This window comes from Rhodococcus sp. NPDC077669 (genome assembly GCF_040686915.1).
In the GTDB taxonomy this organism is placed as follows: Bacteria; Actinomycetota; Actinomycetes; order Mycobacteriales; family Mycobacteriaceae; genus Rhodococcoides; species Rhodococcoides fascians.
The window spans coordinates 167,018-192,692 of the sequence record NZ_JBFBMD010000008.1 but is presented as its reverse complement, the minus strand read 5'-3'; the positions used below and the strand labels follow the sequence as shown (position 1 = coordinate 192,692).

General features: G+C 65.4%; 21 protein-coding genes and 1 pseudogene. 16 read left to right on the top strand and 6 right to left on the bottom strand.

The window, feature by feature from the left end:
- Positions 1-41: 41 nt before the first annotated feature.
- Positions 42-953, top strand: coding sequence for a LysR family transcriptional regulator (locus tag AB0P23_RS12745; protein WP_032384094.1), 912 nt, complete (start codon positions 42-44; stop codon positions 951-953).
- On the opposite strand, the gene AB0P23_RS12740 is transcribed toward AB0P23_RS12745, so the two are convergent.
- From AB0P23_RS12740 to AB0P23_RS12730, 3 genes are all read right to left on the bottom strand, one after another.
- Complete coding sequence (locus AB0P23_RS12740) at positions 922-1,299, bottom strand: SHOCT domain-containing protein (protein WP_057472559.1); 378 nt, start codon at positions 1,297-1,299, stop codon at positions 922-924. The two genes, AB0P23_RS12745 and AB0P23_RS12740, sit on opposite strands and share 32 nt — an antisense overlap.
- Before the next feature lie 208 nt (positions 1,300-1,507).
- Positions 1,508-3,319, bottom strand: coding sequence for a 2-isopropylmalate synthase (leuA, locus tag AB0P23_RS12735; RefSeq protein ID WP_032400330.1), 1,812 nt, complete (start codon positions 3,317-3,319; stop codon positions 1,508-1,510).
- 152 nt (positions 3,320-3,471) lie between these two features.
- Positions 3,472-5,160 carry an FUSC family protein gene (locus AB0P23_RS12730; RefSeq protein WP_032400329.1) on the bottom strand — a complete coding sequence of 563 codons (1,689 nt, stop codon included), beginning with the start codon at positions 5,158-5,160 and terminating at the stop codon, positions 3,472-3,474.
- 136 nt (positions 5,161-5,296) lie between these two features.
- Here AB0P23_RS12730 and AB0P23_RS12725 point away from each other — a divergent pair, with 136 nt between their 5' ends.
- Together AB0P23_RS12725 and AB0P23_RS12720 are read left to right on the top strand one after the other, a co-directional pair.
- Positions 5,297-6,562 (top strand): aspartate kinase, encoded by a 1,266-nt coding sequence (locus AB0P23_RS12725; RefSeq protein ID WP_027494523.1) that lies wholly within the window; start codon positions 5,297-5,299, stop codon positions 6,560-6,562.
- A 2-nt stretch (positions 6,563-6,564) separates the two neighbouring features.
- A complete protein-coding gene (locus AB0P23_RS12720; RefSeq protein ID WP_027494522.1) occupies positions 6,565-7,587 on the top strand; it encodes an aspartate-semialdehyde dehydrogenase in 1,023 nt (340 codons plus the stop codon).
- Between the two features lie 49 nt (positions 7,588-7,636).
- Here AB0P23_RS12720 and ugpC read toward each other — a convergent pair whose 3' ends face one another.
- The gene (gene ugpC, locus AB0P23_RS12715; RefSeq protein ID WP_287453944.1) at positions 7,637-8,707 is read right to left on the bottom strand and encodes a sn-glycerol-3-phosphate ABC transporter ATP-binding protein UgpC; all 1,071 of its coding nucleotides are present in this window, start codon (positions 8,705-8,707) and stop codon (positions 7,637-7,639) included.
- A gap of 117 nt (positions 8,708-8,824) precedes the next feature.
- On the opposite strand from ugpC, the gene AB0P23_RS12710 reads away from it, so the two are divergent.
- The 3 genes and pseudogenes from AB0P23_RS12710 to AB0P23_RS12700 all read left to right on the top strand — a co-directional run bounded on the left by AB0P23_RS12710 (position 8,825) and on the right by AB0P23_RS12700 (position 13,068).
- Positions 8,825-10,657: a multicopper oxidase domain-containing protein gene (locus tag AB0P23_RS12710; RefSeq protein WP_032373783.1), complete on the top strand. Its 1,833-nt coding sequence runs from the start codon at positions 8,825-8,827 to the stop codon at positions 10,655-10,657.
- A gap of 191 nt (positions 10,658-10,848) precedes the next feature.
- A pseudogene (locus AB0P23_RS12705) lies at positions 10,849-11,208 on the top strand (DUF6855 family protein); the annotation flags it as partial.
- A 48-nt stretch (positions 11,209-11,256) separates the two neighbouring features.
- Positions 11,257-13,068: an HNH endonuclease signature motif containing protein gene (locus AB0P23_RS12700; RefSeq protein WP_230593451.1), complete on the top strand. Its 1,812-nt coding sequence runs from the start codon at positions 11,257-11,259 to the stop codon at positions 13,066-13,068.
- A gap of 27 nt (positions 13,069-13,095) precedes the next feature.
- On the opposite strand, the gene AB0P23_RS12695 is transcribed toward AB0P23_RS12700, so the two are convergent.
- Positions 13,096-14,028, bottom strand: a complete 933-nt coding sequence (locus AB0P23_RS12695) for a polysaccharide deacetylase family protein (protein ID WP_363797766.1) — start codon at positions 14,026-14,028, stop codon at positions 13,096-13,098.
- Complete coding sequence (locus AB0P23_RS12690) at positions 14,025-14,303, bottom strand: hypothetical protein (RefSeq protein WP_363797764.1); 279 nt, start codon at positions 14,301-14,303, stop codon at positions 14,025-14,027. Before AB0P23_RS12690 ends, AB0P23_RS12695 begins: the two co-directional genes overlap by 4 nt.
- A gap of 198 nt (positions 14,304-14,501) precedes the next feature.
- On the opposite strand from AB0P23_RS12690, the gene AB0P23_RS12685 reads away from it, so the two are divergent.
- From AB0P23_RS12685 to AB0P23_RS12640, 10 genes are all read left to right on the top strand, one after another.
- Positions 14,502-15,098, top strand: coding sequence for a TetR/AcrR family transcriptional regulator (locus AB0P23_RS12685; RefSeq protein ID WP_363797762.1), 597 nt, complete (start codon positions 14,502-14,504; stop codon positions 15,096-15,098).
- Positions 15,095-16,603: an NAD(P)/FAD-dependent oxidoreductase gene (locus tag AB0P23_RS12680; protein WP_363797760.1), complete on the top strand. Its 1,509-nt coding sequence runs from the start codon at positions 15,095-15,097 to the stop codon at positions 16,601-16,603. Before AB0P23_RS12685 ends, AB0P23_RS12680 begins: the two co-directional genes overlap by 4 nt.
- Complete coding sequence (locus AB0P23_RS12675; protein WP_032373786.1) at positions 16,600-18,291, top strand: GMC family oxidoreductase; 1,692 nt, start codon at positions 16,600-16,602, stop codon at positions 18,289-18,291. Before AB0P23_RS12680 ends, AB0P23_RS12675 begins: the two co-directional genes overlap by 4 nt.
- Positions 18,291-18,926, top strand: coding sequence for a hypothetical protein (locus AB0P23_RS12670; protein WP_032400321.1), 636 nt, complete (start codon positions 18,291-18,293; stop codon positions 18,924-18,926). Before AB0P23_RS12675 ends, AB0P23_RS12670 begins: the two co-directional genes overlap by 1 nt.
- A gap of 174 nt (positions 18,927-19,100) precedes the next feature.
- Positions 19,101-20,633: a catalase gene (locus AB0P23_RS12665; RefSeq protein WP_027494511.1), complete on the top strand. Its 1,533-nt coding sequence runs from the start codon at positions 19,101-19,103 to the stop codon at positions 20,631-20,633.
- 139 nt (positions 20,634-20,772) lie between these two features.
- Positions 20,773-21,246 (top strand): DNA starvation/stationary phase protection protein, encoded by a 474-nt coding sequence (locus AB0P23_RS12660; protein WP_027494510.1) that lies wholly within the window; start codon positions 20,773-20,775, stop codon positions 21,244-21,246.
- A gap of 83 nt (positions 21,247-21,329) precedes the next feature.
- Entirely contained in the window at positions 21,330-22,019 is a 690-nt protein-coding gene (locus tag AB0P23_RS12655) for an HAD family hydrolase (RefSeq protein WP_363797758.1), read from the top strand.
- On the top strand, positions 22,016-23,815 hold the full coding sequence (locus AB0P23_RS12650; protein ID WP_032400319.1) for a glycoside hydrolase family 15 protein: 1,800 nt from the start codon (positions 22,016-22,018) through the stop codon (positions 23,813-23,815). Before AB0P23_RS12655 ends, AB0P23_RS12650 begins: the two co-directional genes overlap by 4 nt.
- Positions 23,816-23,845: 30 nt before the next feature.
- Positions 23,846-24,646, top strand: coding sequence for an SDR family oxidoreductase (locus tag AB0P23_RS12645; RefSeq protein WP_032400318.1), 801 nt, complete (start codon positions 23,846-23,848; stop codon positions 24,644-24,646).
- A gap of 9 nt (positions 24,647-24,655) precedes the next feature.
- Positions 24,656-25,627 carry an LLM class F420-dependent oxidoreductase gene (locus AB0P23_RS12640; protein ID WP_363797756.1) on the top strand — a complete coding sequence of 324 codons (972 nt, stop codon included), beginning with the start codon at positions 24,656-24,658 and terminating at the stop codon, positions 25,625-25,627.
- The last annotated feature ends 48 nt before the right edge of the window (positions 25,628-25,675 follow it).

Here is a 25,675-nt window from a genome sequence, read left to right as displayed (position 1 = left end):
CACAATCGAATATATCCGCACCAACAGTTAAGATTTTCTGTATGAATGTGGAGCGGCTCCGGATCCTCGCTGAGCTTGCCGACCGCGGAACCGTTGCATCGGTCGCCGAGGCGATGTCGATGACTCCGTCGGCGGTGTCTCAACAGCTCAAGTTGCTGGCGCGCGAGGCCGGCGTGACATTGCTCGAACCGGACGGGCGTCGGCTGCGCCTCACCGACGCCGGGCGGGCACTGGTACTCAGAACCGACGAGGTCCTCGCTGCCCTCGCCCGCGCCACAGCAGAAATGGATCGGTATCGAGCGTCTCCGCGGGGACGCGTCCGAGTTGCGCTGTTCCCGTCGGGCGCGGCACTGCTGCTGCCCGGGGTCCTGACGCGGTTGGCGGACTCGGACGTCGACATCGATGCGCGCGACGAGGACCTGCCCGCATCCTCGGTGCCCGAGCTACTCGCCGATTACGACGTGGTGCTCACCCACCGAGACGACCGAGCTCCGTCGACGGCGGGTCCACGGATCGAGGTGACGACCCTGATGCGCGAGCCCATCGATCTGGTGTTGCCTCTCGATCACGCACTGGCGCAGCAAGGCTCGATCGATCTGCGAGACTTGATCGACGAGCGGTGGATCAGCGTTCGCGGCGGTTTTCCGGTCGACGACGTGTTGCTCTCCGTGGCCTCGGTGACCGGAGTTCAGCCGCGAGTTGTCCAACGCATCAACGACTTTCGAGTGACCGAAACACTCGTCGCGGCCGGGCACGGAGTGGCGTTGATGCCGCGCTACGCCGTTGTGCATCCGGGCCTGGTACGTCGAGAGCTCGCCGGCGTTCGAGCCGGGCGAATCTACGAACTCGCGACGAGGACGGATGCGCGGCGACTACCCGCGATCGCCGCTGTGCTCGATGCGTTCGGAGCGGAAGCGACGTTCAGGACAGCGCTTTGGCCTTCAGCGTCGTGAACTCGTCCTGATCGATGGTTCCGTTGTCCAGCAACGCCTTTGCGTGTGCGATCTCTTCGGACGCAGATCGACCGGCGACGTGCTTGATGTACTCCTCCTGCTGGTCCTGTGCGTGCTGCAGGGCGGCAACCTGACGCTTGGCGATGTTGCTGCCGTTCACGATGAGGTAGACCAGCGCGGTGAGGAACGGCGCAACGATGAGGAAGAGCACCCACAGGGCTTTGACGAACCCGGATGTCTTGTGGTCCCGAAAAAGATCTCCGATGATCGAGAACATCACCATGAGGTAGGCCACGAAGGCGAACCCGACGATGAGAAGCCAAAGAAAATCCCAGAAAGAATCCATGGCGAACTTCCATTCTCCAAGGTGCCCCGACGGCTGATTCAGTGTGGCATTTGCGGCACCCCGTGCACACGGGTCTTTGGTCCCTTTCGTCGACCGGAAATCCGCGTGAGCCACACGTCGACCGCGCCCGCTTCGTTTCGTGAGGGCTCCACAACGCAACACGCCGCCCACCCCGAAAGGTGAGCGGCGTGTCGTCGTGCAGAGAAAACTATTTCAGCGCGCGGTTCACGGCAGAAACCACAGCACGCAGTGACGCGGTGGTGATCGACGTCGCGATACCGACGCCCCAGACCGTGGTGGCGACCCCCGTAGGCGAGGTGACCGAGGCTTCGACGTAGGCCGCGGCCTGGGCGTCGTCGCCTGCGGACAGTGCGTGCTCGGAGTAGTCGAGGACGCTGACGTCGTAACCGATTGTCGACAGCGCGTCGACGAACGAGGCGAGTGGTCCGTTGCCGGAGCCGGAGATTTCCTGCTCGACGCCGTCGACCTTGACCGTGGCGGTGATGGTGTCGGTTCCGCCGTCGACCTCGGCGGCCTGTACCGACTGCTTGATGCGCTCGAGCGGACGGATCGGCGTCAGGTACTCCTCGGCGAAGACGTCCCACATCTCCTTGGGCGAGACCTCGCCGCCCTCACCGTCGGTGATGCGTTGGACGGCCTGGGAGAACTCGATCTGCAGGCGACGCGGCAGGTTCAGTCCGTGATCGGACTTCATGATGTACGCGACGCCGCCCTTGCCGGACTGCGAGTTGACGCGGATGACGGCCTCGTAGGTGCGTCCGACGTCCTTGGGGTCGATGGGCAGGTACGGCACCTGCCAGGTGATGTCACCGATGTCCGAACCCTGTTCGTCTGCCGTGACTTTCATGGCATCGAGGCCCTTGTTGATGGCGTCCTGATGGCTGCCGGAGAACGCGGTGTACACCAGATCTCCGCCGTAGGGGTGGCGTTCGGCGACGGGCAACTGGTTGCAGTACTCGACCGTGCGGCGAATCTCGTCGATGTTGGAGAAGTCGATCTGCGGATCGACGCCGCGGGTGAACAGATTGAGGCCGAGCGTGACGAGGCAGACGTTGCCGGTGCGCTCACCGTTGCCGAACAGGCATCCCTCGATGCGATCGGCACCGGCCTGGTAGCCCAGTTCGGCTGCGGCAACACCGGTTCCGCGGTCGTTGTGCGGGTGCAGAGACAGCACGATGCTGTCGCGGCGATCGAGGTTGCGGCTCATCCACTCGATCGAGTCGGCGTAGACGTTCGGCGTCGCCATCTCGACGGTGGCCGGCAGGTTCAGGATCAGAGGCTTCTCGGGCGTCGGATCGATGACGGCGGTGACTGCGTCGCACACCTCTTTTGCGTAGCTGAGTTCGGTGCCGGTGTAGGACTCGGGGGAGTACTCGTAGCGCCAGTCGGTATCGGGGAACTTGGCTGCTTCTTCGAGTACCTTGCGAGCACCGTCGGTCGCGATCTTCTTGATCACATCACGATCGGCCCGGAACACCACTTTGCGCTGCAGGATCGACGTCGAGTTGTAGAAGTGCACGATGACGCTGCGAGCGCCCTCGCACGCGACGAACGTGCGCTCGATCAGCTCCGGACGACACTGCGTCAGAACCTGGATGGTGACGTCGTCGGGAATCGCGCCGTCCTCGATGATCTCGCGGACGAAGTCGAAGTCGGTCTGGCTGGCGGACGGGAAGCCGACCTCGATCTGCTTGTAGCCCATGCGGACCAGCAGGTCGAACATGCGGCGCTTGCGCGCGGGACTCATCGGATCGATCAGCGCCTGGTTGCCGTCGCGCAGATCGACTGCACACCACTGTGGCGTCCGGTCGATGATCTTGTCCGGCCACGTGCGGTCGGGGAGGGTGACGGGCTCCACTTCCTCGGCGAACGGCCGATAACGGAACGTGGGCATCGAGGAGTTCTTCTGAGTGTTCCACGCTGGCTGGTCGCTGGGAGCGGGCCGCGAGGGCGGGGTGATGGTGCGAGATCCCGAGGTGAATGCGTCGGCTGGTGACATGGTCTTCGTCTCTCCGTACAGATCAGAGCAATGGTGTTCGACCGGCGCAACGAACCCCGCGACGGGAAGCCAGTCTGGTCTCAGACCCCGTCGCGGCTGTTAAGAAGGAGAGCTCGCAGCATGGGGTGAGTGTACTACCGCAGACCGACCGCCTACCCCAGGGTTCGGGAGTCGAATTTTCCGGTCACGGTGTCGTGCCTGCGTTGCCACTGATCGATGTCGTTCAGTCGTCCGACATCGTCCGCGGTCCAACACCGTGCGAGCAGTTCGTATCCGAGGTGGTCGACCTCTGCATGCCTCTCCCACATTCGATGCGCCCAGCGGCGATCGTTGTGCGCCGCTTCGGCTCCCGCGAGCGCGGCACCGACCAGTTCGAACTGGACATCTCGTCGTAGCTCCATAGTGGCTGCCGCCGAAACGTTTTCGCTTCGGAGGGCCGTCAACAATCGGTCGGTCAACTCCAGAACCCGCCGATCGGACCACAGCAGCGCGCGCCGAAAGGCGCCCGGTAACAACAACCACAGCGCCGCGAAGGCAAGGGCGACACCCACCGCGGTCTCCACCACCCGATCGACGACGATGCCGCCGAGTGGAGCGCCCGGATGCGAGATGGTCCCCATCAGTAACGCGAGTGGGGTGATGAACGTGACGGCGAGACCGTAATTGCGCGCCACACTGATCTCGATCGCGAACTGCAACACCATCAACACCACGATCACCGCGAGACCGGTCAGCGGCGAAAGATAGATCGCCGAGAACAGCACCACTCCGGCCAGCGTTCCGCCGAGCCGCTGCATGCCGCGATACGTCCCGTGCACACGATCCGGCCCCTGCTGGAGAACCAGGACGGCACCGAGGATCGCCCAATCCGGCCTGCTCAAACCCATCGCCACACTGATCCCGCCGGCACCTGCCGCCGCGCAGAACACCCGGATCGCCGTCGACGCCGCGTGCGAATCTCGATGCAACGACCGCTTCAACCGATACCCGATGCCCGGACGAGCCAGCGGCAGCTGATCTCGTGGCGATTCCACCGCGCTTTCCGGATCCGGAAGGGTGCCGGCGCGCGCCCTCGTGGCGGCCGCAAACGCGAGATGGGCATCGAACAGGGTCTGTACCAGCGCGGGGCGCGAGGTCGCGCGCGTCGACCCGGCCTCGTACACCGCGGCCCACGCCGCGTGCAGACGTGAGGCGGCGGTATGTCGATCGACGACGGACGCCGTCGGCGATGTCGTGTACTTCTCGATCGCCGCCACGGCCGCACCGACGGCCGCCCGTTCGGGACCCCTCGGGTCACGCACCACCCCGGACATCGCGACCACCAGCGCCGACGCCACCCCGATCGCCGCGCACACGGCACCGCGGGTCGCGCTGATATCGGCGGCAGGGAGGTACGACGCCACCGCGCACACCAGCACGAAGAAGAAGGCTCCGGGCGGGCCGAGTCGCAGCGCTGCCACGACGTAGACCGCGACGAGAGCGAGAACCGACAACACGGTCACCGGGATCATCTGCGCCCACCCGGTCTCGCCGAAGTCGAGGGCGAGCCGACCGGCCGTCGCGCCCAGCCACACCGAGGCCACCAGGGCGGCCCCTGCGGTCAGCACCACCCACCACCGCGATCGGTAGGGACGGCCCTCGCCGTAGATCACCGCGAAACTGCCCGAGACCACCAGCAGTGCCTCGGTGTGGAAGCCGAGCAGCCACGCCAGGATCGCCGGAACACCGAACGCCAGCGCCGAACGCAGTCCACCGGGCCAACGCCGGCCGACGGCGGGGAGCCCGAAGAGCACCTTCAGACCTCGTGCCGGCGGTGGTGGGAGATGTTCGGGAACGGTCACTTGAACATGTTAAGGCAGGCGAGAGGCCCTAAAGTCCCAGCTCGGAGCTACCCGGCCCACTGCTCGGGGCATTCGCTCGGTAAGGTGACCCGCGGACAATCGAACGATTGTCGGCTATCCAGCGGAGGTAAAACGCGTGGCTCTCATCGTCCAGAAGTACGGTGGATCGTCGGTGGGGACCGCCGAACGTATCCGACGCGTCGCTGAACGAATCGTCGAGACCAAGAAGGCGGGCAACGACGTTGTCGTCGTCGTATCGGCGATGGGCGACACCACCGACGAACTGCTCGACCTGGCACAGCAGGTGTGCCCGGCCCCGCCCGCTCGCGAGATGGACATGCTGCTCACCTCGGGTGAACGCATCTCCAACGCACTGGTCGCGATGGCCATCCACTCGCTCGGTGCCGAGGCACGGTCGTTCACCGGTTCCCAGGCAGGCGTCGTCACCACCAGCGTGCACGGCAACGCCAAGATCATCGACGTCACCCCCGGCCGCGTCCGCAGCGCACTCGACGAGGGCTCGATCGTGCTCGTCGCCGGCTTCCAGGGCGTCAGCCAGGACAGCAAGGACGTCACGACGCTCGGTCGTGGTGGGTCCGACACCACCGCCGTCGCGCTCGCCGCGGCATTGAACGCCGACGTCTGCGAGATCTACACCGACGTCGACGGCATCTTCACCGCAGACCCGCGCATCGTTCCCAACGCACGCCACCTCGAGACCGTCTCGTTCGAGGAGATGCTCGAAATGGCAGCCTGCGGCGCGAAGGTGCTCATGCTGCGCTGCGTCGAATATGCCCGTCGCTACAACGTTCCCGTTCACGTGCGCTCGTCGTACACCACCAAACCCGGAACGATCGTCTCCGGATCTATGGAGGACATTCCAGTGGAAGAAGCAATTCTCACCGGCGTCGCACACGATCGCAGCGAGGCGAAGGTCACCGTCGTCGGTCTGCCCGACACACCGGGCTACGCCGCCAAGGTCTTTCGCGCCGTGGCCGACTCCGAGATCAACATCGACATGGTGTTGCAGAACGTCTCCAAGATCGACACCGGCAAGACCGACATCACCTTCACCTGCCCCAAGGCCGACGGCCCGACGGCAGTGGAGAAGCTCACCAAGCTGCAGGCCGATATCGGCTTCGCGCAGGTGCTCTACGACGACCACATCGGCAAGGTCTCGCTCGTCGGTGCCGGTATGAAGAGCCACCCCGGCGTCACCGCGACGTTCTGTGAGGCCCTCGCCGACGCCGGCATCAACATCGATCTCATCAGCACCTCCGAAATCCGTATCTCGGTGCTGTGCAGCGACACTCAGCTCGACGACGCCGTGCGCGCACTGCACGCCGCCTTCGATCTCGGCGGCGACGAAGAAGCCGTCGTGCACGCAGGAACAGGACGATAGCCATGACCACAGTTGCAGTCGTAGGAGCCACCGGCCAGGTCGGTGCCGTCATGCGAACCCTGTTGGAGGAGCGCAACTTCCCCGCCGACACCGTTCGATTCTTCGCCTCCGCACGCTCGGCGGGCAAGAAGCTGCCGTTCCGCGGCGAGGAGATCATCGTCGAGGACGCGTCCACCGCGGACCTCACCGGTATCGACATCGCTCTGTTCTCGGCCGGTGCCACGCTTTCGCGTGAGCAGGCACCGCGATTCGCCGCCGCAGGTGCCACCGTCATCGACAACTCGTCGGCGTTCCGCAAGGACTCCGATGTGCCGCTGGTGGTCAGCGAGGTCAACCCCGAGGCGGCGAAGAACCCGCCCCGCGGCATCATCGCCAACCCCAACTGCACCACCATGGCCGCCATGCCGGTGCTCAAGGTGCTGCACGACGAAGCCGGCTTGCAGCGGTTGATCGTTTCGAGTTACCAGGCGGTGTCCGGTAGCGGCCTCGCCGGCGTCGACGAGCTCGCCACTCAGGCACGCGCCGTCATCGACGACGTCGAAAAACTGGTGCACGACGGTTCGTCGGTCGATTTCCCGGCCCCGAACAAGTACGTCGCGCCCATCGCTTTCAACGTCCTGCCGCTGGCCGGCGCGTTGGTCGACGACGGATCCGGCGAGACGGACGAGGACCAGAAGCTACGCAACGAATCGCGCAAGATCCTCGGACTGCCCGACCTGCTGGTCAGTGGCACCTGCGTGCGCGTTCCGGTCTTCACCGGGCACTCGCTGTCGATCAACGCCGAGTTCGCTTCACCGCTGTCAGTGGAACGCGCTCGTGAACTGCTGGCCTCCGCACCGGGTGTCTCGCTGGTCGACGTACCGACGCCGCTGGAAGCCGCAGGCAAGGACGACTCCCTCGTCGGCCGCATCCGCCAGGATCCGGGCGTCCCCGAGGGCCGCGGACTCGCGCTGTTCGTCTCGGGCGACAACCTGCGTAAGGGTGCCGCGCTCAACACTATTCAGATCGCCGAGCTCCTGGTCTGAGGTCGTGCGCGTTGTGTGTCCCCAGGGGTACGCACAACGCGCACGACGGTCAGTTCAGGCGGTGACCTTCGGCGGAGGCGTCGAAGATGTGCGCATGGGCTTCGTCGATGCGGACGTGAACGCGATCGCCCTTCTCGGGCGGGCTGCGCCAATCGGCCCGAGCGACAATGGTTTCGGTCCGGCCGTTGATGTCCGCGCGGCCGAACACGAAGGCCTCGGAACCGAGCTCTTCGACGACGTCGATCTCGAGAGCTATTCCGCTGCTCGCGATCTCGATGTGCTCGGGACGAATGCCGAACATCACCTCGGTGGCGGAACCGAGCGTCTGACGTGGGACCGGGACTACCTGATCGGCCAGGCGGACGCCGCCGTCGGTGACCGGAGCGCGGAACAGATTCATCGACGGTGAGCCCATGAACCCGGCGACGAATGCGTTGACCGGGGTTCGGTAGAGCTCACGCGGGGTGGCGCACTGTTGCAGCACACCACCTTTCAGGACGGCGACGCGATCACCCATCGTCATGGCCTCGACCTGATCGTGCGTGACGTAGACCGTCGTCGTGCCGAGTCGACGCTGCAACTGAGCGATCTGCGTCCGCGTCTGAACCCTCAGTTTGGCGTCGAGATTGGACAGCGGCTCGTCCATCAAGAACACCTGGGGCTGCCGAACGATGGCGCGCCCCATGGCAACTCGCTGCCGCTGGCCGCCGGAGAGCGCCTTGGGCTTGCGGTCGAGGTACGGCTCGAGGTCGAGTAGCTTGGCGGCCTCCTCGACGCGAGTGCGAATGTCCTCCTTGTTCGCCTTCGCCAGCTTGAGCGCGAACCCCATATTCTCGGCGACGGTCATGTGGGGGTACAGCGCGTAGTTCTGGAACACCATCGCGATATCGCGATCCTTGGGTTCGGAATTGGTGACGTCCTTGCCGCCGATGAGGATGCGTCCCGAGTTGACCTCCTCGAGCCCGGCGAGCATCCGGAGCGACGTCGACTTGCCGCACCCGGAGGGGCCGACCAGAACGAGGAACTCACCGTCCTCGATGTGCAGGTCGAGCTCATCCACCGCGGGGGTGTCGGAGCCGGGAAAAAGCCTGGTCGTGCGCTCGAAAGAAATTGTTGCCATGACGAAATAGATCCCTCCACCGGCAGGAACGTGCCGGACGATCCGAGTGTGGGGTGACGGCGGGAGCCGACCAGCACATAGTATGGGCCCCATCACAACCAGGAGGAAGGTGGCCGGGTGAGCGGCTCCGTGTCCAGACGCACCGCCCTACGTGGGCTGGCGGCGGCCGCAGTGGCAGCCGGAGCAGCGGCGATACCCGTGGCGTCGACGACTCGTCGAGCGCTGGCCGACGACTTCTTCCGCGGGCAGAGTCCATTGCTGTTCCATTCGCCGCCGCTGACGCCGTTCCGCGACGAGCTACCGCGCTTGCCGCTGATCAGCGGAACCGAGGTGAGCCTGGACGCGCACAGCGCCACCCACGCATTCCACGCCGATCTCAGGCCCGCGCCTACGTTCGGCTACGGACAGTGCGACTACCTCGGGCCCACCATCGAATCGCAGCAGGGCCAGCCGTGGACGCTGAAGTACTCCAACACCACCGCGGGGAATCCGCTCGCCGCCGACATCGACACCTCGCTGCACGGCATGAGCGAGATGGATCGCACGATGACGCCGACGGCACTGCACCTGCACGGTGCCATCACCGAGCCGGCGAGCGACGGGCACTCCGAGATGCTGGTGCGCCCGGGTGAGTCGATGACGCACAACTTCTCGGGTCTGAACGACGCCGCCGGACTCTGGTACCACGACCACGCCATGTCGATGACGCGCATCAACGTCTACGCGGGCCTGCTCGGGATGAACCTCGTCCGTGATCGGTGGGACACCGGCACATCCGACAACGCCCTGGGTCTACCCTCGGGCGAATTCGAGTTGCCGCTGGTACTCCAGGAAAAGATCATGAACCCCGACGGCAGCATGAGTATCCGCTCCAATATCACCGTGCCGCAGGGTAAATGGGAAGGCGGCGGCACCGGAGACGTCGGTGTCGTCAACGGCAAGATCTGGCCGACGATGGAAGTCGCACGGGGTATGTACCGGCTGCGGCTCGTCAACGCCGGGTCGTACAGCGTGTGGAACCTGTTCTTCACCAACAAGTTACGATTCTGGGTCATCGGAAACGACGGCGGACTGCTCGATGCGCCGGTGGAAACCACCAGTATTCGACTCGCACCCGCCGAACGCGCCGACATTCTCGTCGACTTCGCCGCAGTCGAGTCGGGTGCTCTCGTCGAGCTCCTCAACGACGAGCCGCCGCCGGCGCAAGCCGCATCGCTCGGAGCCGTCCCGATGCCGATGTTCTGTCAGTTCCGCGTCGCGTCCGCGGCGGGGTTCCGGGGCGGCATGCCGTCGTTGCTGCGCGGGGGAAAGGGGCAGCCGGATCTGTTGCCCGCGTTGCCGACCCCCACCTTCACCCGCACCGTCACCGTGAACCAGCCCTCCGGCGGGTTGAACCTCGACATGACGCTGATGAACCTGAACAACCTGCGGTACTCCGACCCGGACATCGAGATGCCCAAGCAGGGCACCGTGGAGATGTGGAACATCGTCAACACGACGGTCGAGCCACACCCGATTCACCTGCACCTAGCACACTTTCGCACGCTTGGCCGTATTCCGATCGACCTCGCCGCGTACCAACGCGACTTCCCGCGGCCGACGTTCGGCACCAAATGGGCTCCGCCGGTGGAGAAGTTCCTCACCGGACCCTCGGTGCCGCCGGCCACCTGGGAAGCCGGGTGGAAGGACACCGTCAACACGTACCCGGGCACCGTCACCCAGATCCTCGTCCGATTCCCGACGGCCGACGAACTCGGCTTCGATCCCGACGCCACCTTCGCGGGACCGGCCGCCCACCACGGCGGTCACGATATGAGCGGTCACGACATGAGTGGTCACGACATGCCGGCTCCGGGGCCGACCGAACTGCAGGGGTACATGTGGCACTGCCACATGCTCGACCACGAGGACCACGAAATGATGCTGCGGTACCGCACCGTCGCTCCGTGACGCACATACCCGGACCCCTGCGGGGTCGGGAGCGGGGTTGCGCTCATGGTCCGGCCGGTCCACACTGACCGAGCCTGTACGGCAATCCCCGTAGGCGGCCGACATTCCTGCCTGTCGGCTGACTGCGTCAACGGAACGGACACCGTCCATGACCAGCAGCGGAACCAGATCCGGCCCGTGGGCTCTCACCACCGCCCCCGGCACCTCGGCATACCATGTACCGCGATCCCGACCACGAGCCACCTGCCCTCGTGTGCCAGGTGGGGTCGACGACCTTGCGATACCGCATCGAGGCAATCGAAGACCTGTACGGTTGGCTCACCGAACGCGCCGACTGGGTATTACTCGGTGCTGCGGACGAAAAGAAGCCGGCTGCGCCGGACACGGTCGAAGCGTGGGGGCGTTCGCCCGACAATCCGGTCGGCGGTTGGTACGGACTCAGGAACGGATACCGCGGCCGCTTCGGAATGTACTTGCCGCCGTTGCTCGAAGAGCTCGGCCTGGCCGAGCTGACCCACAATGCGCGCAACAACAGCGTGCGTACGTTGTAAGGGGCTCGTCGAAAAAGTCTGTCGGTGGGTGGGTATAGCTTTCGTGGTGTGAAGACATGGGGGGATGTGTTCGAGCTCGGGGACCAGGAATTGGTCTCCGAGCTCGCCGACGTGACCTCTCTCGAAAATGCCCTCGCCGCAACCAGATTGACGTTGCTCGCCGACATCGACCGCCGCGGCTTGGCGATGAAACTCGGGCACTCGTCCGTCACCCGCTGGTACGCGAGGTCGGTGCGCATCACGGACGGGTCAGCAGCCCGCCAGAACGCACTGGGGTACTGGCTGTTCGATCACCCCACCGTGCTCGACGCCCTCGCCGACGGCCGGGTCCACACCGCTCACGCCGCCGCCATCGCCGAGGGATACGACGTCGTTCTGGTGGCCGACCCGACGTTAAATCAGGACCGGCGCAACGGAATAGTCGCCGAATTGCTCGACACCGCGATGCGCAACACCGCCGGCCAAGTGACCTCCCGCGCGCAGGCTTTGGCGCATGCTGCCGCCGACGACGCCCGAGCACGACACGCGAAAGCCGAGAAACAACGACGAGAGCAGGAACAGCAGGAACAGGAACGCCACGATCAGGAGCGGCGAAAAGACGATACAGCGACCACTAGCGGCACGCCTCCCGATCCGGAACCACCTGCGCCCGAGCCTGTTCCACCGACGCCTGCACCGCGACCGGTGTCGGAGAACCTAGACCTGAACCGATTCGACCTGCAAGCTCTGGCCAACGGCCGCTTCCAGGTCGGCGGCAACATCGACCGACTCCTCGCCGAGAAGCTTCTCACCGCTCTGTCGCCGTTGACGGCACCGCGACCCGGTCCCGGCGGTGAACGCGATCCACGCAGCCCGTCGAAGCGCCGGGCCGATGCACTCGATCAGATCCTCGACCGACACCTCCGCGGCGGCACCCACGGGTCGGCGGGCGGGTCGCGGGCGTCGGTGCACCTGATCGTTCCCCTGCGGGACTTGCTCGCCCACGACGGTGACAAGCAATCCGATAGCGGTGCAACGGATTCGGGCGACACCGATTCGGTCGCGAAGAGCGCCTCGAACGGCGGCGACAGCAACGGCTCGCGTCCGGATGGAGTGGCTCGAGGGGATATCGCTGCTCGCGGCGGCCGAGCAGCTGGATGTAATGGTGCCGGGAACAAGCTTTTCCCCGAGCCGGGCGACACTGGTCCTCGCAACAAAACAGCGACGGGTGGTGATGGTGGCGGTGGTAGTAGCGCCGGGCATAGGTCTGCCTCCAGCCCAGGGAGTATGGCTGCTCGCGGCGCAGCAGCGTCCGGTGGTGATGGTGGCGATGTCGACCGTGCCGGGCGGAAGTCTGTTCCCGAGAGGGGAGGCGCTGCTGCTCGCAACAAAGCAGCAGCCGGTGGTGCTGGTGCCGGGCAGAAATCTGTGCCCAAGCCGGGCGACGCCGACTGGCCGTTCCACCTCGACTGGACCGGCCCCATCAGCCGATCCCTCGCCGAGCTCGTCACCTGCGACGCCGACCTGACCCCCGTCATCGTCGACCACCACGGCGTACCCCTCGCGCTCGGACGAACCACCAGACTCGCCAGCGACGACCAACGCATCGCCCTGACCATCCGCGACACCTGCTGCGTCATGTGCGGCCGCCCAGCCCAGTGGTGCCAAGCCCACCACATCGAATTCTGGGAACACGGCGGCCACACCGACCTGAACAACCTCGCGCTCGTCTGCGGAGAATGCCACCGCCTCGTCCACCACGGCGACTGGCAACTGATCATGGGCGACGACGGACACCCGTACGCCATCCCACCCGAATCCGTCGACCCCAGACAGCACCCCCTCCCGAGCTACCACCGACGAAAACAGCGAGCCGCCTGACTCCAGGTCGGTTGTGATCCTGCCGATCTATCGGACGGGAGGTGCAACCGTGCGGTAATGCGCCGCGATGTCGCCGGGGGTGGTGAACCAGACGCCGTCGCTGTTGTCGGTCAGGTGCTGCAGCGCTGCGCGGAACCGTCGCAGCCGGTAGGGCTGACCCGTCAGGAAGGTGTGCACGGAGACGGCGAGCACCACCGGTTGCCTCGCCGAGTTCTCCTTCAGTTCGTCGAAGCTGCCGATGATGTTGTGCTCGAACGCTTCTGCGGTCTGATGGTGATGGACGAACATCGGCAGATCGTTGATCTCGTGGGGATACGGGACGCTGAGCAGCGGGCCGCCGCGGGTTTGTAGCCACACCGGTTGGTCGTCGACGGGCCAGTCCAAGGTGTACTGGTAACCGCGCTCCGCGAGGAGGTCCTCGGTGACGCGGCTCGGATTCGCGCCGGGGCTCATCCATCCTCGGGGCGGTGTTCCCTCGTGTCGTTCGATCGTGGCGGTGACATCCTCGATGGAGCGGCGTTCGGTGTCTTCGTCTTGATCGTTCGGTTGCACCGCGTTCGTTCGGCCGTGCGCGACGACCTCGGCGTCGAGGGCTCGGAACGCCGCGGTCAGCTGCGGGGCGTGCTCGTACACCTCGGTGTTGACCAGCAATGTCGGCCGAATCCCGGACTGCTGCAGTGTCTCTGCGATCCGGAAGCCACCGACGCGATTGCCGTATTCACGCCAGCCCCAGTTGTACGTGTTGGGCTGGTCCATCGCGGGTGTGTAACCCAACCCGGGCTGCCCGTCGTCGTACGGAAAGTGCTCGCAGTTGACCGCGACGTACACCGCGAGCCGCGCCCCGCCCGGCCACTCGAACTGAGGCCGATCGACGATGGGGGAGTACTCGAAGCGGCCGTGCGAGGGGAGAGCCATGGCCGGGGTATTGCCCGCGGCGAGTCGGCACAAACTGTCGGTCAATCGGTCTGAGTCGCGGCGTCCACCAGGTGGGCGATCTGCGGGTCCCGTGGCTCGAACACCTCGAACACTCCGATGGCTGCCAGCTGCGGTGCCAGCTCTTTCAGCGTCGCGATCAGTTCGTCGTGGGCCGCGGTTCCAGGTTCCACGTCGCGGAGCGCGTGCGCATTCGCGATGAACGCCGCCACCGTGCCTTTCCGTATCGGGTGACCGTCGAACGTGGCTCTCTCGGCTCCGTCGGGAAGTACGTCCTCGGGACGTACCGAATGGCTCGTCATGTTGATCCTTTCCGTCGAACAACGCGCTTTCTGCGCGCGAAGGCCAGTGTGCCCACGACGGCGCGACAGGGTGGTGCGACGGTCGGCGGTCGGGCTGAGCAAACGCCTGTCGGCGGTCTCGAAGGCGGATGAGCGGGGTTGTGACAAAACTTAAAGTCAGGCTGGACTGTTTGTTGTTTTGACGCTACTGTGCAAAGTGTGACTACCGACACAGAGCTCAGCGACGGCGCACCGACTCCGCGCCGCACGCAGGCGGAACGCACCGCGGGGACTCGCGCGAAGTTGCTCGATGCAGCCATCGAGTGCCTCGTCGAGTTGGGTTTCGCGAAGACCAGCACGCAGGAGATCGCGCGGCGTGCCGGTGTGTCCCGCGGAGCGCAGCTGCACCACTTCCCGACCAAGGAGACGTTGGTGACCGCTGCCGTCGAGCATCTCGTGGACCGCCGCCTCTCCGAGATTCTGGAAGCCGAGCCCGACCCGGAACGCGGACCGGAGATCCTCGTCGACGCGTTCTCGGGCCCGCTGTTCTATGCCGCACTCGAGCTGTGGGTCGCGGCCCGTACCGATCCGGCTCTGCACGAGGCAATGGTTCCGCTCGAACGACGCGTCGCCGAGGCGATTCAGAGCGGCGTTCAGATCGTCATGGGTAGCCGCATGTCCACGGAGTCCATCGAGCTCAGCGTCGAGCTGGCACGCGGGCTCGCTGTCTCTGCTCTGTTCCGTACCCCCGAAGCCGACGCGCAGCTGCGCGGACGGCTCCTCCCTGTCTGGTCCGAAAAGGTGATGGACTCGTGAATTCTGCACTGCCCCAACAACTGGACGTGCTCGTCGTCGGGGCCGGTTTCGCCGGCCTCGCCGCGGTGGCGAAGATCATCGCCGCCGATCCGAGTGCCGACGTGACCGTCATCGAGCGAGCGTCGGAGGTGGGCGGCACGTGGCGGGACAACACCTACCCCGGGTGTGCGTGCGATGTCCCGACGTCGCTGTACTCGTTCTCGTTCGCGCCGAGCCCCAAGTGGAGCCACACCTTCGCGCGCCAACCGGAGCTGTTCGACTACCTCCGCTCCGTAGTCGACCGCCTGAACCTGCGGGACCGCATCGTCACCGATTGTGAACTCCTGTCGGCCGATTGGAGCGACACGGACCAGCGGTGGACCGTGCAGACCTCCCAGGGTGCGACGAGCGCCAGAGTTCTCGTAGCGGCGACCGGCGCACTGTCGACGCCCAAGATCCCGGACGTCCCGGGCATCGACACATTCCAGGGAACTGTGTTCCACTCCGCGACGTGGAACCACGAGCACGATCTGACCGGAGAGCGCGTCGCCGTGATCGGCACCGGTGCGTCGGCGGTGCAGTTCGTGCCAGAGATAGTGGACAAAGCTCAGCGGCTCACCGTCTTTCAGCGCACACCGGCGTGGGTCATCCCGCGTCTGGACCGCACCATCGGCCGGGTCGAGCGGGCTCTGTACGAGAAGGTTCCCGCGGCCCACCGCGCGGTTCGCGGCATCATCTACGGGTACCGCGAGGCGTACTTGACCGTGCTGGCCGACAACCCGTGGATGCTGCCCGCGGTGAAGGTGTTCGCCAAAGCGAACCTGAAGCGTCAGGTCAAGAACCCGACGAAGCGGGCGGCTCTGACCCCCGACTACGCACCCGGCTGCAAACGTCTTCTGCTGTCCAACGATTGGCTGCGAACTCTGGATCGACCCGACGTCGACCTGGTGACATCGGGCCTGACGTCGGTGACCGAGAACGGCGTCGTCGACGCATCGGGTCGCAACCACGAGGTGGACACCATCATCTTCGCGACGGGGTTCACCCCCACCGAACCGCCGGTGTCACATCTGTTGCACGGCAGCGACGGCCGGACTCTCGCGCAGCACTGGGGCGGTAGCCCGCAGGCGCACCTGGGTACCACCGTCGCCGGCTTCCCGAACCTCTTCCTGATGTACGGCCCCAACACCAACCTCGGGCACAGTTCGATCGTCTACATGCTCGAGTCGCAGGCCAATTACGTCGTCTCGGCGCTCAGTGAGATGCGGGACCACCGGGCAACTGCCGTCGAGGTGTCCGAATCCGCTCAGCAGCAGCACAACTCGTGGGTCGACTCGTCTCTCGACGGGACCGTCTGGAATGCCGGCGGTTGCTCGAGTTGGTACCTCGACGCCAACGGACGTAACTCGACGATGTGGCCCACGTACACGTTCCGGTTCCGCAACAAGACGCGAACGTTCGACACCTCGAATTACCGACTCGTCTCCGACACCCGTGAATCAGACAAGAAGGCGGTTTCCGCATGAGCGACTACGACGTACTGATCATCGGCTCCGGGTTCGGCGGCAGCGTTGCCGCGCTGCGGGCCGTCGAGAAGGGCTACCGGGTGGCGGTGCTGGAATCCGGCCGACGGTTCGCCGATCACGAATTGCCCAAGACCAGTTGGCGTTTGCGTAAGTACCTGTGGGCTCCGGCGCTCGGCTGCTACGGCGTCCAACGTATCCATCTGTTGCCCGACGTGCTGGTGATGGCGGGGGCAGGCGTCGGCGGAGGCTCGCTCAACTACGCCAACACGCTGTACCAGCCGCCGACGAAGTTCTTCGAGGACCCGCAGTGGGGTGCCATCACGGACTGGAAGCGTGAGCTGAATCCGTACTACGACCAGGCGCGTCGGATGCTCGGGGTCGAGACGAACCCGACGATCACTGCCTCGGACAAGGTCATGAAGGAGGTCGCCGAGGACATGGGCGTGGGCGACACGTTCACCTCGACTCCGGTGGGCGTCTACTTCGGTGACCGTGGCAAGACCGCACCCGACCCGTTCTTCGGTGGTGCCGGCCCCGAGCGGACCGGGTGCACCGAGTGTGGTTCGTGCATGACGGGTTGCCGCGTCGGCGCGAAGAACACCCTCGTCAAGAATTACCTGTATCTCGCCGAACGTGCAGGCGCACACATCCTTCCGCTGACGACCGTCGTGGACGTCCGCCCGAACGGCAGCGGCTACGACGTGGTGACGCGCCGCACCGGCGGCAAGCTGCGCCGCAAGGAGAAGACGATCACCGCCGATCAGGTGGTCTTCTCGGCGGGCACCTATGGAACGCAGAAGCTCATGCTCGCCGCCAAGGAGAAGGGTTCGTTGCCGCGGCTGTCGAACAAGATCGGTTCGTTGGTACGTACCAACTCCGAGGCCGTGCTGGCCGCAACGGCGCGCGGACGCGAGGTCGACTACCACGAGGGAGTGGCGATCACCTCGTCGTTCCATCCGGACGATCACACGCACATCGAACCCGTGCGATACGGCAAGGGCAGCAACGCAATCGGGCTGCTGCAGACCGTTCTCAGCGACGGCGGCGGCAAGGTGCCGCGGATTCTCAAGACGCTCGGAGTGGCGCTGCGTCACCCCGGCGCGGCGGCCCGCAGTCTGTCGGTCCATCGGTGGTCCGAACGCACCGTCATCGCTCTGGTGATGCAGACCGACGACAACTCCCTCGAACTCGGCTCGAAGAAGGGGCCGTTCGGGCGTCGTCTGACGAGTCGGCCCGGGGCGGGCGATCCGCCGCCGCAGTGGATTCCGCAGGGGCACACGGCCATCAGGTTGCTCGCCGACAAGATCGGCGGCGACCCGGGCGGGTCGATCGCCGAGATCGTCAACATTCCGATGACCGCGCACTTCCTCGGCGGCTGCGCCATCGGTGATTCACCGAACACCGGTGTGATCGACGGCTACCAGCGGGTGTACGGGTACGAGGGCTTGCACGTGCTCGACGGTTCTGCCGTCAGCGCCAACCTCGGTGTCAATCCGTCTCTGACCATCACCGCGCAGGCCGAGCGGGCAATGGCGTTGTGGCCCAACAAGGGTGAGCCGGACCGTAGGCCTGCCGTCGGCTCGGGTTATGTCGAGGTGGCGCCGGTTCAGCCGTCCAACCCGGTGGTGCCGGTGACCGCGCCGGGCGCGCTGCGCCTGCCGCTGACCGTCGTGGGGAGGGACTCCTGATGTGGAGCGTCGCCGAGTCGGAGACCGAGCGCACCGATTGGCCGGTCAGCCCCGCTGCGCCGTGGCCGGCGAACGTCCGGGCCACGATCTGGTGGCATCGCGCCCGGTCGTCGGATTTCGCTCCCGCCGGCGCGAAGACGTTGCCGATCACGATGTGCATGGTCGTCGACTACATGACGTCACCCGTCGGTCCCTACCGCGAGATACTGGCGAGCCCGGTGTTGCGCCGGGACGTCGGAAAGATTCCGCGGATGTCGGTGCCGTTCATCGCCGTCGATTCCGCGACGTCGGTGCACGGCGGCAGGACCAACTGGCATCTGCCCAAGGTGCTGGCCGAGTTCGACGGCGACGTGCTGAACAAGGCCGGGGTCAGCGGTGGGGACTGGTCGGTGCGGACCGGCTCCCGCGGCTTCGGGCCCATATTTCCGATGCGCGGATCGATCGGGTTCGCGCAGCCGGTGCCCGGCGGATCGGCTCTGGGCGTCGCGAGCTTGAAGGGGAAAGCCAGGTTGGCCCGGGTGGAGGTGGATGCGTCGGGGCCGACGCTCGATCGCTGGATGCCGTCGGGCACGTATTTCGGGTTGCAGATCGTGTCGGGTTCGATGCGGACGGGTGAGGCGCGGCTGGTGCCCTGACGGCAACCCTTTTCTTGACTTAGTACAGATTGATGGCATGCTGGTGGTCGAGCTCGAGGGTTTATGCCGCGTGAGTACGGGCATTCCCCGTGAGAATCCGGCCGCGCCCTCGGCCGCACAGATTTCGTCCGGGACAGCCCTCTCGGACTCGATACAGCCATCAGGAGGCTTCGTATGACCAAGCCGACCACCAGCAAGCCCACCACCAGCAATTCGGGAATCCCCGTAGCCAGCGACGATCAGTCGCTCACCGCCGGCGCACAGGGCCCGATCCTGTTGCACGATCACTACCTGATCGAGAAGATGGCGCAGTTCAACCGCGAGCGGGTCCCGGAGCGCGTCGTGCATGCCAAGGGCGCGGGCGCGTTCGGCGAGCTCGAGATCACCGGTGACATCAGCAAGTACACAAAGGCGAAGGCGTTGCAGCCCGGCGCGAAGACCGAGATGCTGGCACGGTTCTCCACCGTCGCCGGCGAGCAGGGTAGCCCCGACACCTGGCGTGATCCGCGCGGCTTCTCGCTGAAGTTCTACACCGAGGAAGGCAACTGGGACCTCGTCGGCAACAACACGCCGATCTTCTTCGTCAAGGATCCGATCAAGTTCCAGGACTTCATTCGCAGCCAGAAGCGCATGCCCGACTCCGGTCTGCGTGACAACAACATGCAATGGGACTTCTGGACCCTCTCGCCCGAGTCGGCGCACCAGGTCACGTGGCTCATGGGTGACCGCGGCATCCCGAAGTCGTTCCGCCACATGGACGGTTTCGGTTCGCACACCTACCAGCTCATCGCCGAGGACGGCACGAAGACCTGGGTGAAGTTCCACTTCAAGACCGATCAGGGCATCGACTTCCTGACGCAGGACAAGGCCGACGAGGTTGCGGGTACGTCACCCGACCACCACCGTCAGGATCTGTTCGGGTCCATCAAGAACGGCGACTTCCCCAGTTGGACCCTCAAGGTCCAGCTCATGCCGTACGACGAGGCGGAGAACTACAAGTACAACCCGTTCGACCTCACGAAGGTCTGGTCGCAGAAGGATTACCCGCTCATCGAGGTCGGCAAGATGACCTTGAACCGCAACCCGGAGAACTTCTTCGCGCAGATCGAGCAGAGCTCGTTCGAGCCGTCCAACACCGTGCCCGGCATCGGCTTCAGCCCCGACAAGATGCTGCTCGGCCGTGTGTTCTCCTACGCGGACGCGCATCGGTACCGCATCGGAGCGAACTACGCGCAGCTGCCGGTCAACGCCCCGAAGTCCGAGGTCAACTCGTACTCCAAGGACGGCAACATGCGGTACTCGTTCAACTCTCCGGAGACGCCCGTCTACGCGCCGAACTCCTTCGGCGGTCCGTCGGCGGACACGAACAAGTACGGCGACGACGGAGCGTGGGACTTCGAGCCTCGCTTCGTCCGCACCGGCTACATCGAGCACCCCGAGGACGGCGACTTCGTGCAAGCGGGAGCCCTGGTCCGTGAGGTCATGGACGACGCGCAGCGCGAGCGTCTGGTCGGAAACATCGTCGGACACGTCCTCAACGGCGTCAGCGAGCCGGTTCTGAGCCGGGTGTTCGAGTATTGGACCAACGTCGACCCCGAGCTCGGCAAGAAGGTCGAGGAAGGTGTTCGGTCGCAGCAGAACGAGACCGCTCCCACCACCGGTGCCGGCGCGATCGACGATCCTGCCGACGAGGCCGCCAAGGTCTGATCCGGACGTTCCTGGGATCGGCGTCACAACGACGCCGATCCCGGAACAACCGGCGCGGCGCCGCCGTTGTGCAATACAGACGGAAGCACAATAATGGCGTGCGATGCACACCGTCGCACAACGGCAGGGAGGCCACATCATGACGAACCCCATCACCAGCACCCTCGACGCAGGTCAGCAGAAGATCGCGGGCGACGCTCTGCAGGGCACCGTCGTCGACCTGATCGATCTCTCGCTCATCGCGAAGCAGGCGCACTGGAACGTGATCGGCAAGAACTTCCGGTCCGTGCACCTCGAGCTCGACGAATTGGTCACTGCTGCACGTGAATTCACCGATCAGGCGGCCGAGCGCGCCACCGCGATCGGTGTCAGCCCGGACGGCCGGGCAGCCACCGTCTCCTCGACGGCAGGAACCAAAGGCTTCGGTGCCGGGTGGACCCAGGACAGCGAAGTGGTGCCGGCCATCGTCGACAACATCGCTGCCGTCGTCGACCGGCTGCGTGGACGCGTCGCCGATACCGCGGAAGCCGACCCGGTGACGCAGGACCTGCTCATTGCCATCACTGCTCGGCTCGAGCAGCTGCACTGGATGTGGCAGGCCCAGGCCAGCTGAAACCTGAATTCGATGCGGGCCCCTCACCGGTGGTGAGGGGCCCGATTTGTTTGCGTGTACAGCCCATGGGTATTCGTACGCCCATGTCTGAAAGTGCTCCGAAGGTCGACGCGGTGTTGTTCGATATCGACGGCACGCTCGTCGATTCCAATTACGTCCATGTCGACGCGTGGTCCCGCGCGTTCCGCGATGCCGGGCACGAGGTGTCGTCGTGGCGCATTCATCGCAGTATCGGGATGGACGGGTCGAAGTTGCTGGAGGCGTTGGTCGGTTCGTCCTACAGCGCGCTCGCGCAGGAAGCGAAAACCCTGCACAGGGAGTACTACGCGGCCGCGTCGAAGACCTTGGAAATTCTGCCGGGTGCACGGGAGCTGTTGGCAGAGCTGAACACTCGCGAGGTCACCGTGGTGCTCGCGACGTCCGCTCCGGAGTCCGAGCTGTCGACGTTGCGTGATCTGCTCGAGGTCGAGGATTCGGTAGCGGTGGTGACATCCGGCGAGGACGCCGAGGTGGCAAAGCCGGAGCCCGACATCATCGGTGTTGCGCTCGAGCGCGCCGGCGTCGACGCCGAACACGCGATCATGGTGGGAGACAGCGTGTGGGACATCGAATCCGCGGGCCGGGCAGGGGTGCGGGCCATCGGCGTGCTGAGCGGCGGTATCTCACGCGCAGAGCTGCTCGACGCGGGTGCGGTGGCAGTGTTCGACGACCCGGCCGATCTGCTGGAACACCTCGCCGAGAGCCCGATCCTTGCCGACAAGGCAAGTGCTTGAGCAACTTCCGAAAGCCTTGTCCGAGGGTCGACGGGTACGTCCCCATCGAAAGTTACGGCGCGATCGGTGACGGCCGGACCGTCGCGATGATCGCCGACGACGGCCGCATCGATTGGTTCCCGGTACCCAACCTCGATTCGCCACCGCCGTTCGCCTCGCTGCTCGACGCCCCGCACGGTGGGTACATCGAACTGACGCCCAGAGACGAGTTCACCGTCGAGCGCGAATTCGTGCCCGGCACAAACGTTCTGACCACCACGTTTCGCACCGACAGCGGTACGGTCCGAATCACCGACTCGCTCAACACAGGTGTGGCCGGGCGATTGCCGTGGGTGGAGTTGGCGCGCCGCATCGACGGACTGGACGGAACAGTGGACATGACGTGGTCCGTCGCACCGGGCACGATGCTCGGTATCGCGTCGCCGTGGGCGTACGACACCGAGCACGGAACCGTCCTGCGCGTCGACGGATTGACGCTGGCAGTCCGGACTTTGGGGATCGAAGACGTGCAGCTCGCGGATCGCGACATCAGCGGCGTCTTCACCACGCGCTCGGGTTCGCGTCACGTCATCGGTGTGGTCGGAACCGAGAACGAGCCACTGCCGCTGCCGGATCCTCGACACCTCGACGAGGGCATCGACCGGACCATCGACAATTGGCGCGTCTGGTCGGACGAGTTCTCGTACGAGGGCCCGTGGGCGAAGCACGTCGCTCGTAGCGCGTTGGCATTGAAGCTGTTGCTGCACAGTCCATCCGGTGCTATCGCGGCGGCAGCGACCACGTCACTGCCCGAGAATCGCACCGGTGGCAAGAACTGGGACTACCGGTACGCCTGGGTTCGGGACGCCGCGTACACCATTCGGGCGCTGCAACGGTTCGGTCTGCGTGAGGAAATCCATGCGGCGGTCGCGTGGCTGCTGAAGGTCATTCGAGTCAACGATCCGTTGGTGAACGTGTTCTACACCCTCGGCGGCGAATTGCCGGGCGGCACAGAGCAGCCCGACGTGCCCGGCTGGCGCGGCATCGGACCGGTGGTCAACGGCAACGCCGCGGCGGACCAGCTCCAGCTCATGATCTTCGGAGACCTGTTCTCGATCATTCGGCAGTACGTGGACGCGGGCAACATCCTCGACGCACAGACCGGTCGGCTGTTGGCGACCATCGCGGACGAGGCCTGCGACTCGTGGCAGCGCAAGGATGCCGGTATCTGGGAGCTCGAGGTGGAGCAGCACTACACGAGCTCCAAGCTCGGGTGCTGGCAGGCACTGGACTGCGCGGTGCACCTGGCCGAAGCCGGGGAGATCCCGGGCATACCGGATCGGTGGAAGGCCGAGAAGGAGTGCATACGGCGGTACATCGAAACCGAGTGCTGGTCCGAGGAGCGGCAGACCTACCTCGCGTACCCGGGTGCCGACGGGCTCGACGCGTCGGTGCTGCTGGCAGCCGAAATGAACTTCGATCGCGGAGAACGCATTTCGTCCACGATCGATGCGCTCGGCGAGGAGCTCGGTGCCGGGCCGTTGATGTACCGCTACAGCGGAGTGGCCGAGGAAGAGGTCACGTTCGTGGCCTGCGCGTTCTGGCGAGTATCGGCGCTGTCGTGCGTCGGCCGAGACGACGAGGCCACGGCCCTGATGGACCAGTTGGTGGAAATGTCCAACGACGTCGGGCTGTACAGCGAGATGATCGATGCTTCGGATGGGTCGTTTCTGGGTAACTTCCCGCAGGGCTTGAGCCACCTGGCCCTGGTGAATGCGGCGTTGACAATCGCGCGTTCGCACGACGCCACAGCCTGACAACCGACCTCTAGCGCAAAGTGGGATCGAATGGATTTGGGAATCGACGGTAGAGCCGCACTGGTGACCGGAGCCGACTCCGGCATCGGGTGGCACACTGCGAAGTTGCTGCTGGCCGAGGGCGTCCGTGTGGTCGTCAGCGACAAGGACCAGAGTTCGCTGGACGAAGCCGCCGCGAAACTCGGTGCAGCGGAAGGACAGCTGTTCGCGTTCGCCGCGGACGTGACCGACACCGAGGCCGTCGAGAACCTGGCAGTGCGCACGCAGCAGGCCGTCGGCGACATCGACATTCTGGTGCAGTCCTCCGGCGTCACCGGCGCGCAGGGGCTGTTCCACGAGATCGACGAAGAAGGGTGGCGCTCCACCCTTGACATCGACCTCATGGGCCCGGTCCGCCTACTGCGCGCGTTTCTCCCCGCCCTCCGGCGCGGTGGATGGGGGCGCATCGTGCTGTTGACGTCCGAGGACGCCGTGCAGCCGTACGACGACGAATTGCCCTACTGCTCGGCCAAAGCCGGAGTTCTGGCCCTGGCCAAGGGGCTTTCGCGCAGCTACGCGTCGGAGGGCCTGCTGGTCAACGCGGTCTCCCCGGCATTCATTCACACCCCGATGACCGACGCGATGATGGACAAGCGAGCCGAGGAGAAGGGCACCGACAGAGACGGTGCCATCGAGACCTTCCTCGACGAGGAGCGCCCGTACATGGAACTGGGACGCCGCGGCGAACCCGAGGAAGTGGCCTCGGTGATCACGTTCCTGTGCTCGGATCGCGCGTCCTTCGTCAACGGATCCAACTACCGAGTCGACGCCGGTTCCGTCGCAACAATTTAGGAGAACAGCATGACCAATTTCGGATACACGTTGATGACCGAGCAGAGCGGTCCCAAAGAGCTGGTGAAGTACGCCGTCGGAGCCGAGAAGGTCGGCTTCGACTTCGAGGTCAGCAGTGACCACTACTCGCCGTGGCTCTCGTCCATGGGCCACTCTCCTTACGCGTGGACCACTTTGGGTGCGGTCGCGCAGGCCACCGAGCGCGTCGAGCTGATGACGTACGTGACGTGCCCGATCATCCGGTACCACCCGGCCGTCGTCGCCCAGAAGGCGGCGACGTTACAGATTCTGGCCGACGGACGTTTCACTCTGGGCCTGGGCAGCGGTGAGAACCTCAACGAGCACGTCGTGGGTGAAGGCTGGCCCTCCATCGACAAGCGTCAGGACATGTTCGTCGAGGCACTCGAGATCATCCGCGCACTGCACGCCGGTGGCCTGGTCACCTACGAGGGCAAGCACTTTCGCGTCGACTCCGCTCGGATCTGGGACCTGTCCGAGGGCGGCGTCCCGATCGGCATCGCCGCCGGCGGCGAGAAGGCCGTGGCGAGGTTCGCCGAGTACGGCGATCACCTCATCGCCACCGAGCCGGATGCGGATCTCGTCAAGGCGTGGTCGGACAACCACGAGGGCCCGGCGCGCTCCATCGGCCAGATCCCCATTTCGTGGGATCCGGACAAGGACGCTGCCATCGATCGCGCGCACGACCGATTCCGCTGGTTCGCCGGCGGCTGGGCCGTCAACGCGGATCTGCCGACGACGGCCGGTTTCGCCGGTGCGACGAAGTTCGTCCGGAAAGAGGATGTGGCCGACACGATCCCGTGCGGACCGGACCTGGACGCCATCGTCGAGGCCGTGAAGCCGTACTGGGAGGCCGGGTACACCGACATCGCCCTCGTGCAGGTGGGCGACGAGACCCAGGAGCGCTTCCTCGCCGAGGCGGCCGGCCCACTGTTGGAGAAGCTGCGCGCTGCGTCCAGCTGAGCATGCGCGAGAAGACCCCGATCGAGACCATCGATCGGGGTCTTGTCG

Bases quoted from the DNA above. Each gene is read 5' to 3' on its own strand.
- AB0P23_RS12645 (WP_032400318.1), top strand. From the start codon at position 23,846: ATGGATTTGGGAATCGACGGTAGAGCCGCACTGGTGACCGGAGCCGAC.
- AB0P23_RS12670 (WP_032400321.1), top strand. From the start codon at position 18,291: ATGTGGAGCGTCGCCGAGTCGGAGACCGAGCGCACCGATTGGCCGGTC.
- AB0P23_RS12740 (WP_057472559.1), bottom strand. From the start codon at position 1,299: ATGGATTCTTTCTGGGATTTTCTTTGGCTTCTCATCGTCGGGTTCGCC.
- AB0P23_RS12665 (WP_027494511.1), top strand. From the start codon at position 19,101: ATGACCAAGCCGACCACCAGCAAGCCCACCACCAGCAATTCGGGAATC.
- AB0P23_RS12690 (WP_363797764.1), bottom strand. From the start codon at position 14,303: ATGACGAGCCATTCGGTACGTCCCGAGGACGTACTTCCCGACGGAGCC.
- AB0P23_RS12640 (WP_363797756.1), top strand. From the start codon at position 24,656: ATGACCAATTTCGGATACACGTTGATGACCGAGCAGAGCGGTCCCAAA.
- AB0P23_RS12720 (WP_027494522.1), top strand. From the start codon at position 6,565: ATGACCACAGTTGCAGTCGTAGGAGCCACCGGCCAGGTCGGTGCCGTC.
- AB0P23_RS12745 (WP_032384094.1), top strand. From the start codon at position 42: ATGAATGTGGAGCGGCTCCGGATCCTCGCTGAGCTTGCCGACCGCGGA.
- AB0P23_RS12660 (WP_027494510.1), top strand. From the start codon at position 20,773: ATGACGAACCCCATCACCAGCACCCTCGACGCAGGTCAGCAGAAGATC.
- ugpC (WP_287453944.1), bottom strand. From the start codon at position 8,707: ATGGCAACAATTTCTTTCGAGCGCACGACCAGGCTTTTTCCCGGCTCC.
- AB0P23_RS12655 (WP_363797758.1), top strand. From the start codon at position 21,330: ATGTCTGAAAGTGCTCCGAAGGTCGACGCGGTGTTGTTCGATATCGAC.
- AB0P23_RS12675 (WP_032373786.1), top strand. From the start codon at position 16,600: ATGAGCGACTACGACGTACTGATCATCGGCTCCGGGTTCGGCGGCAGC.
- leuA (WP_032400330.1), bottom strand. From the start codon at position 3,319: ATGTCACCAGCCGACGCATTCACCTCGGGATCTCGCACCATCACCCCG.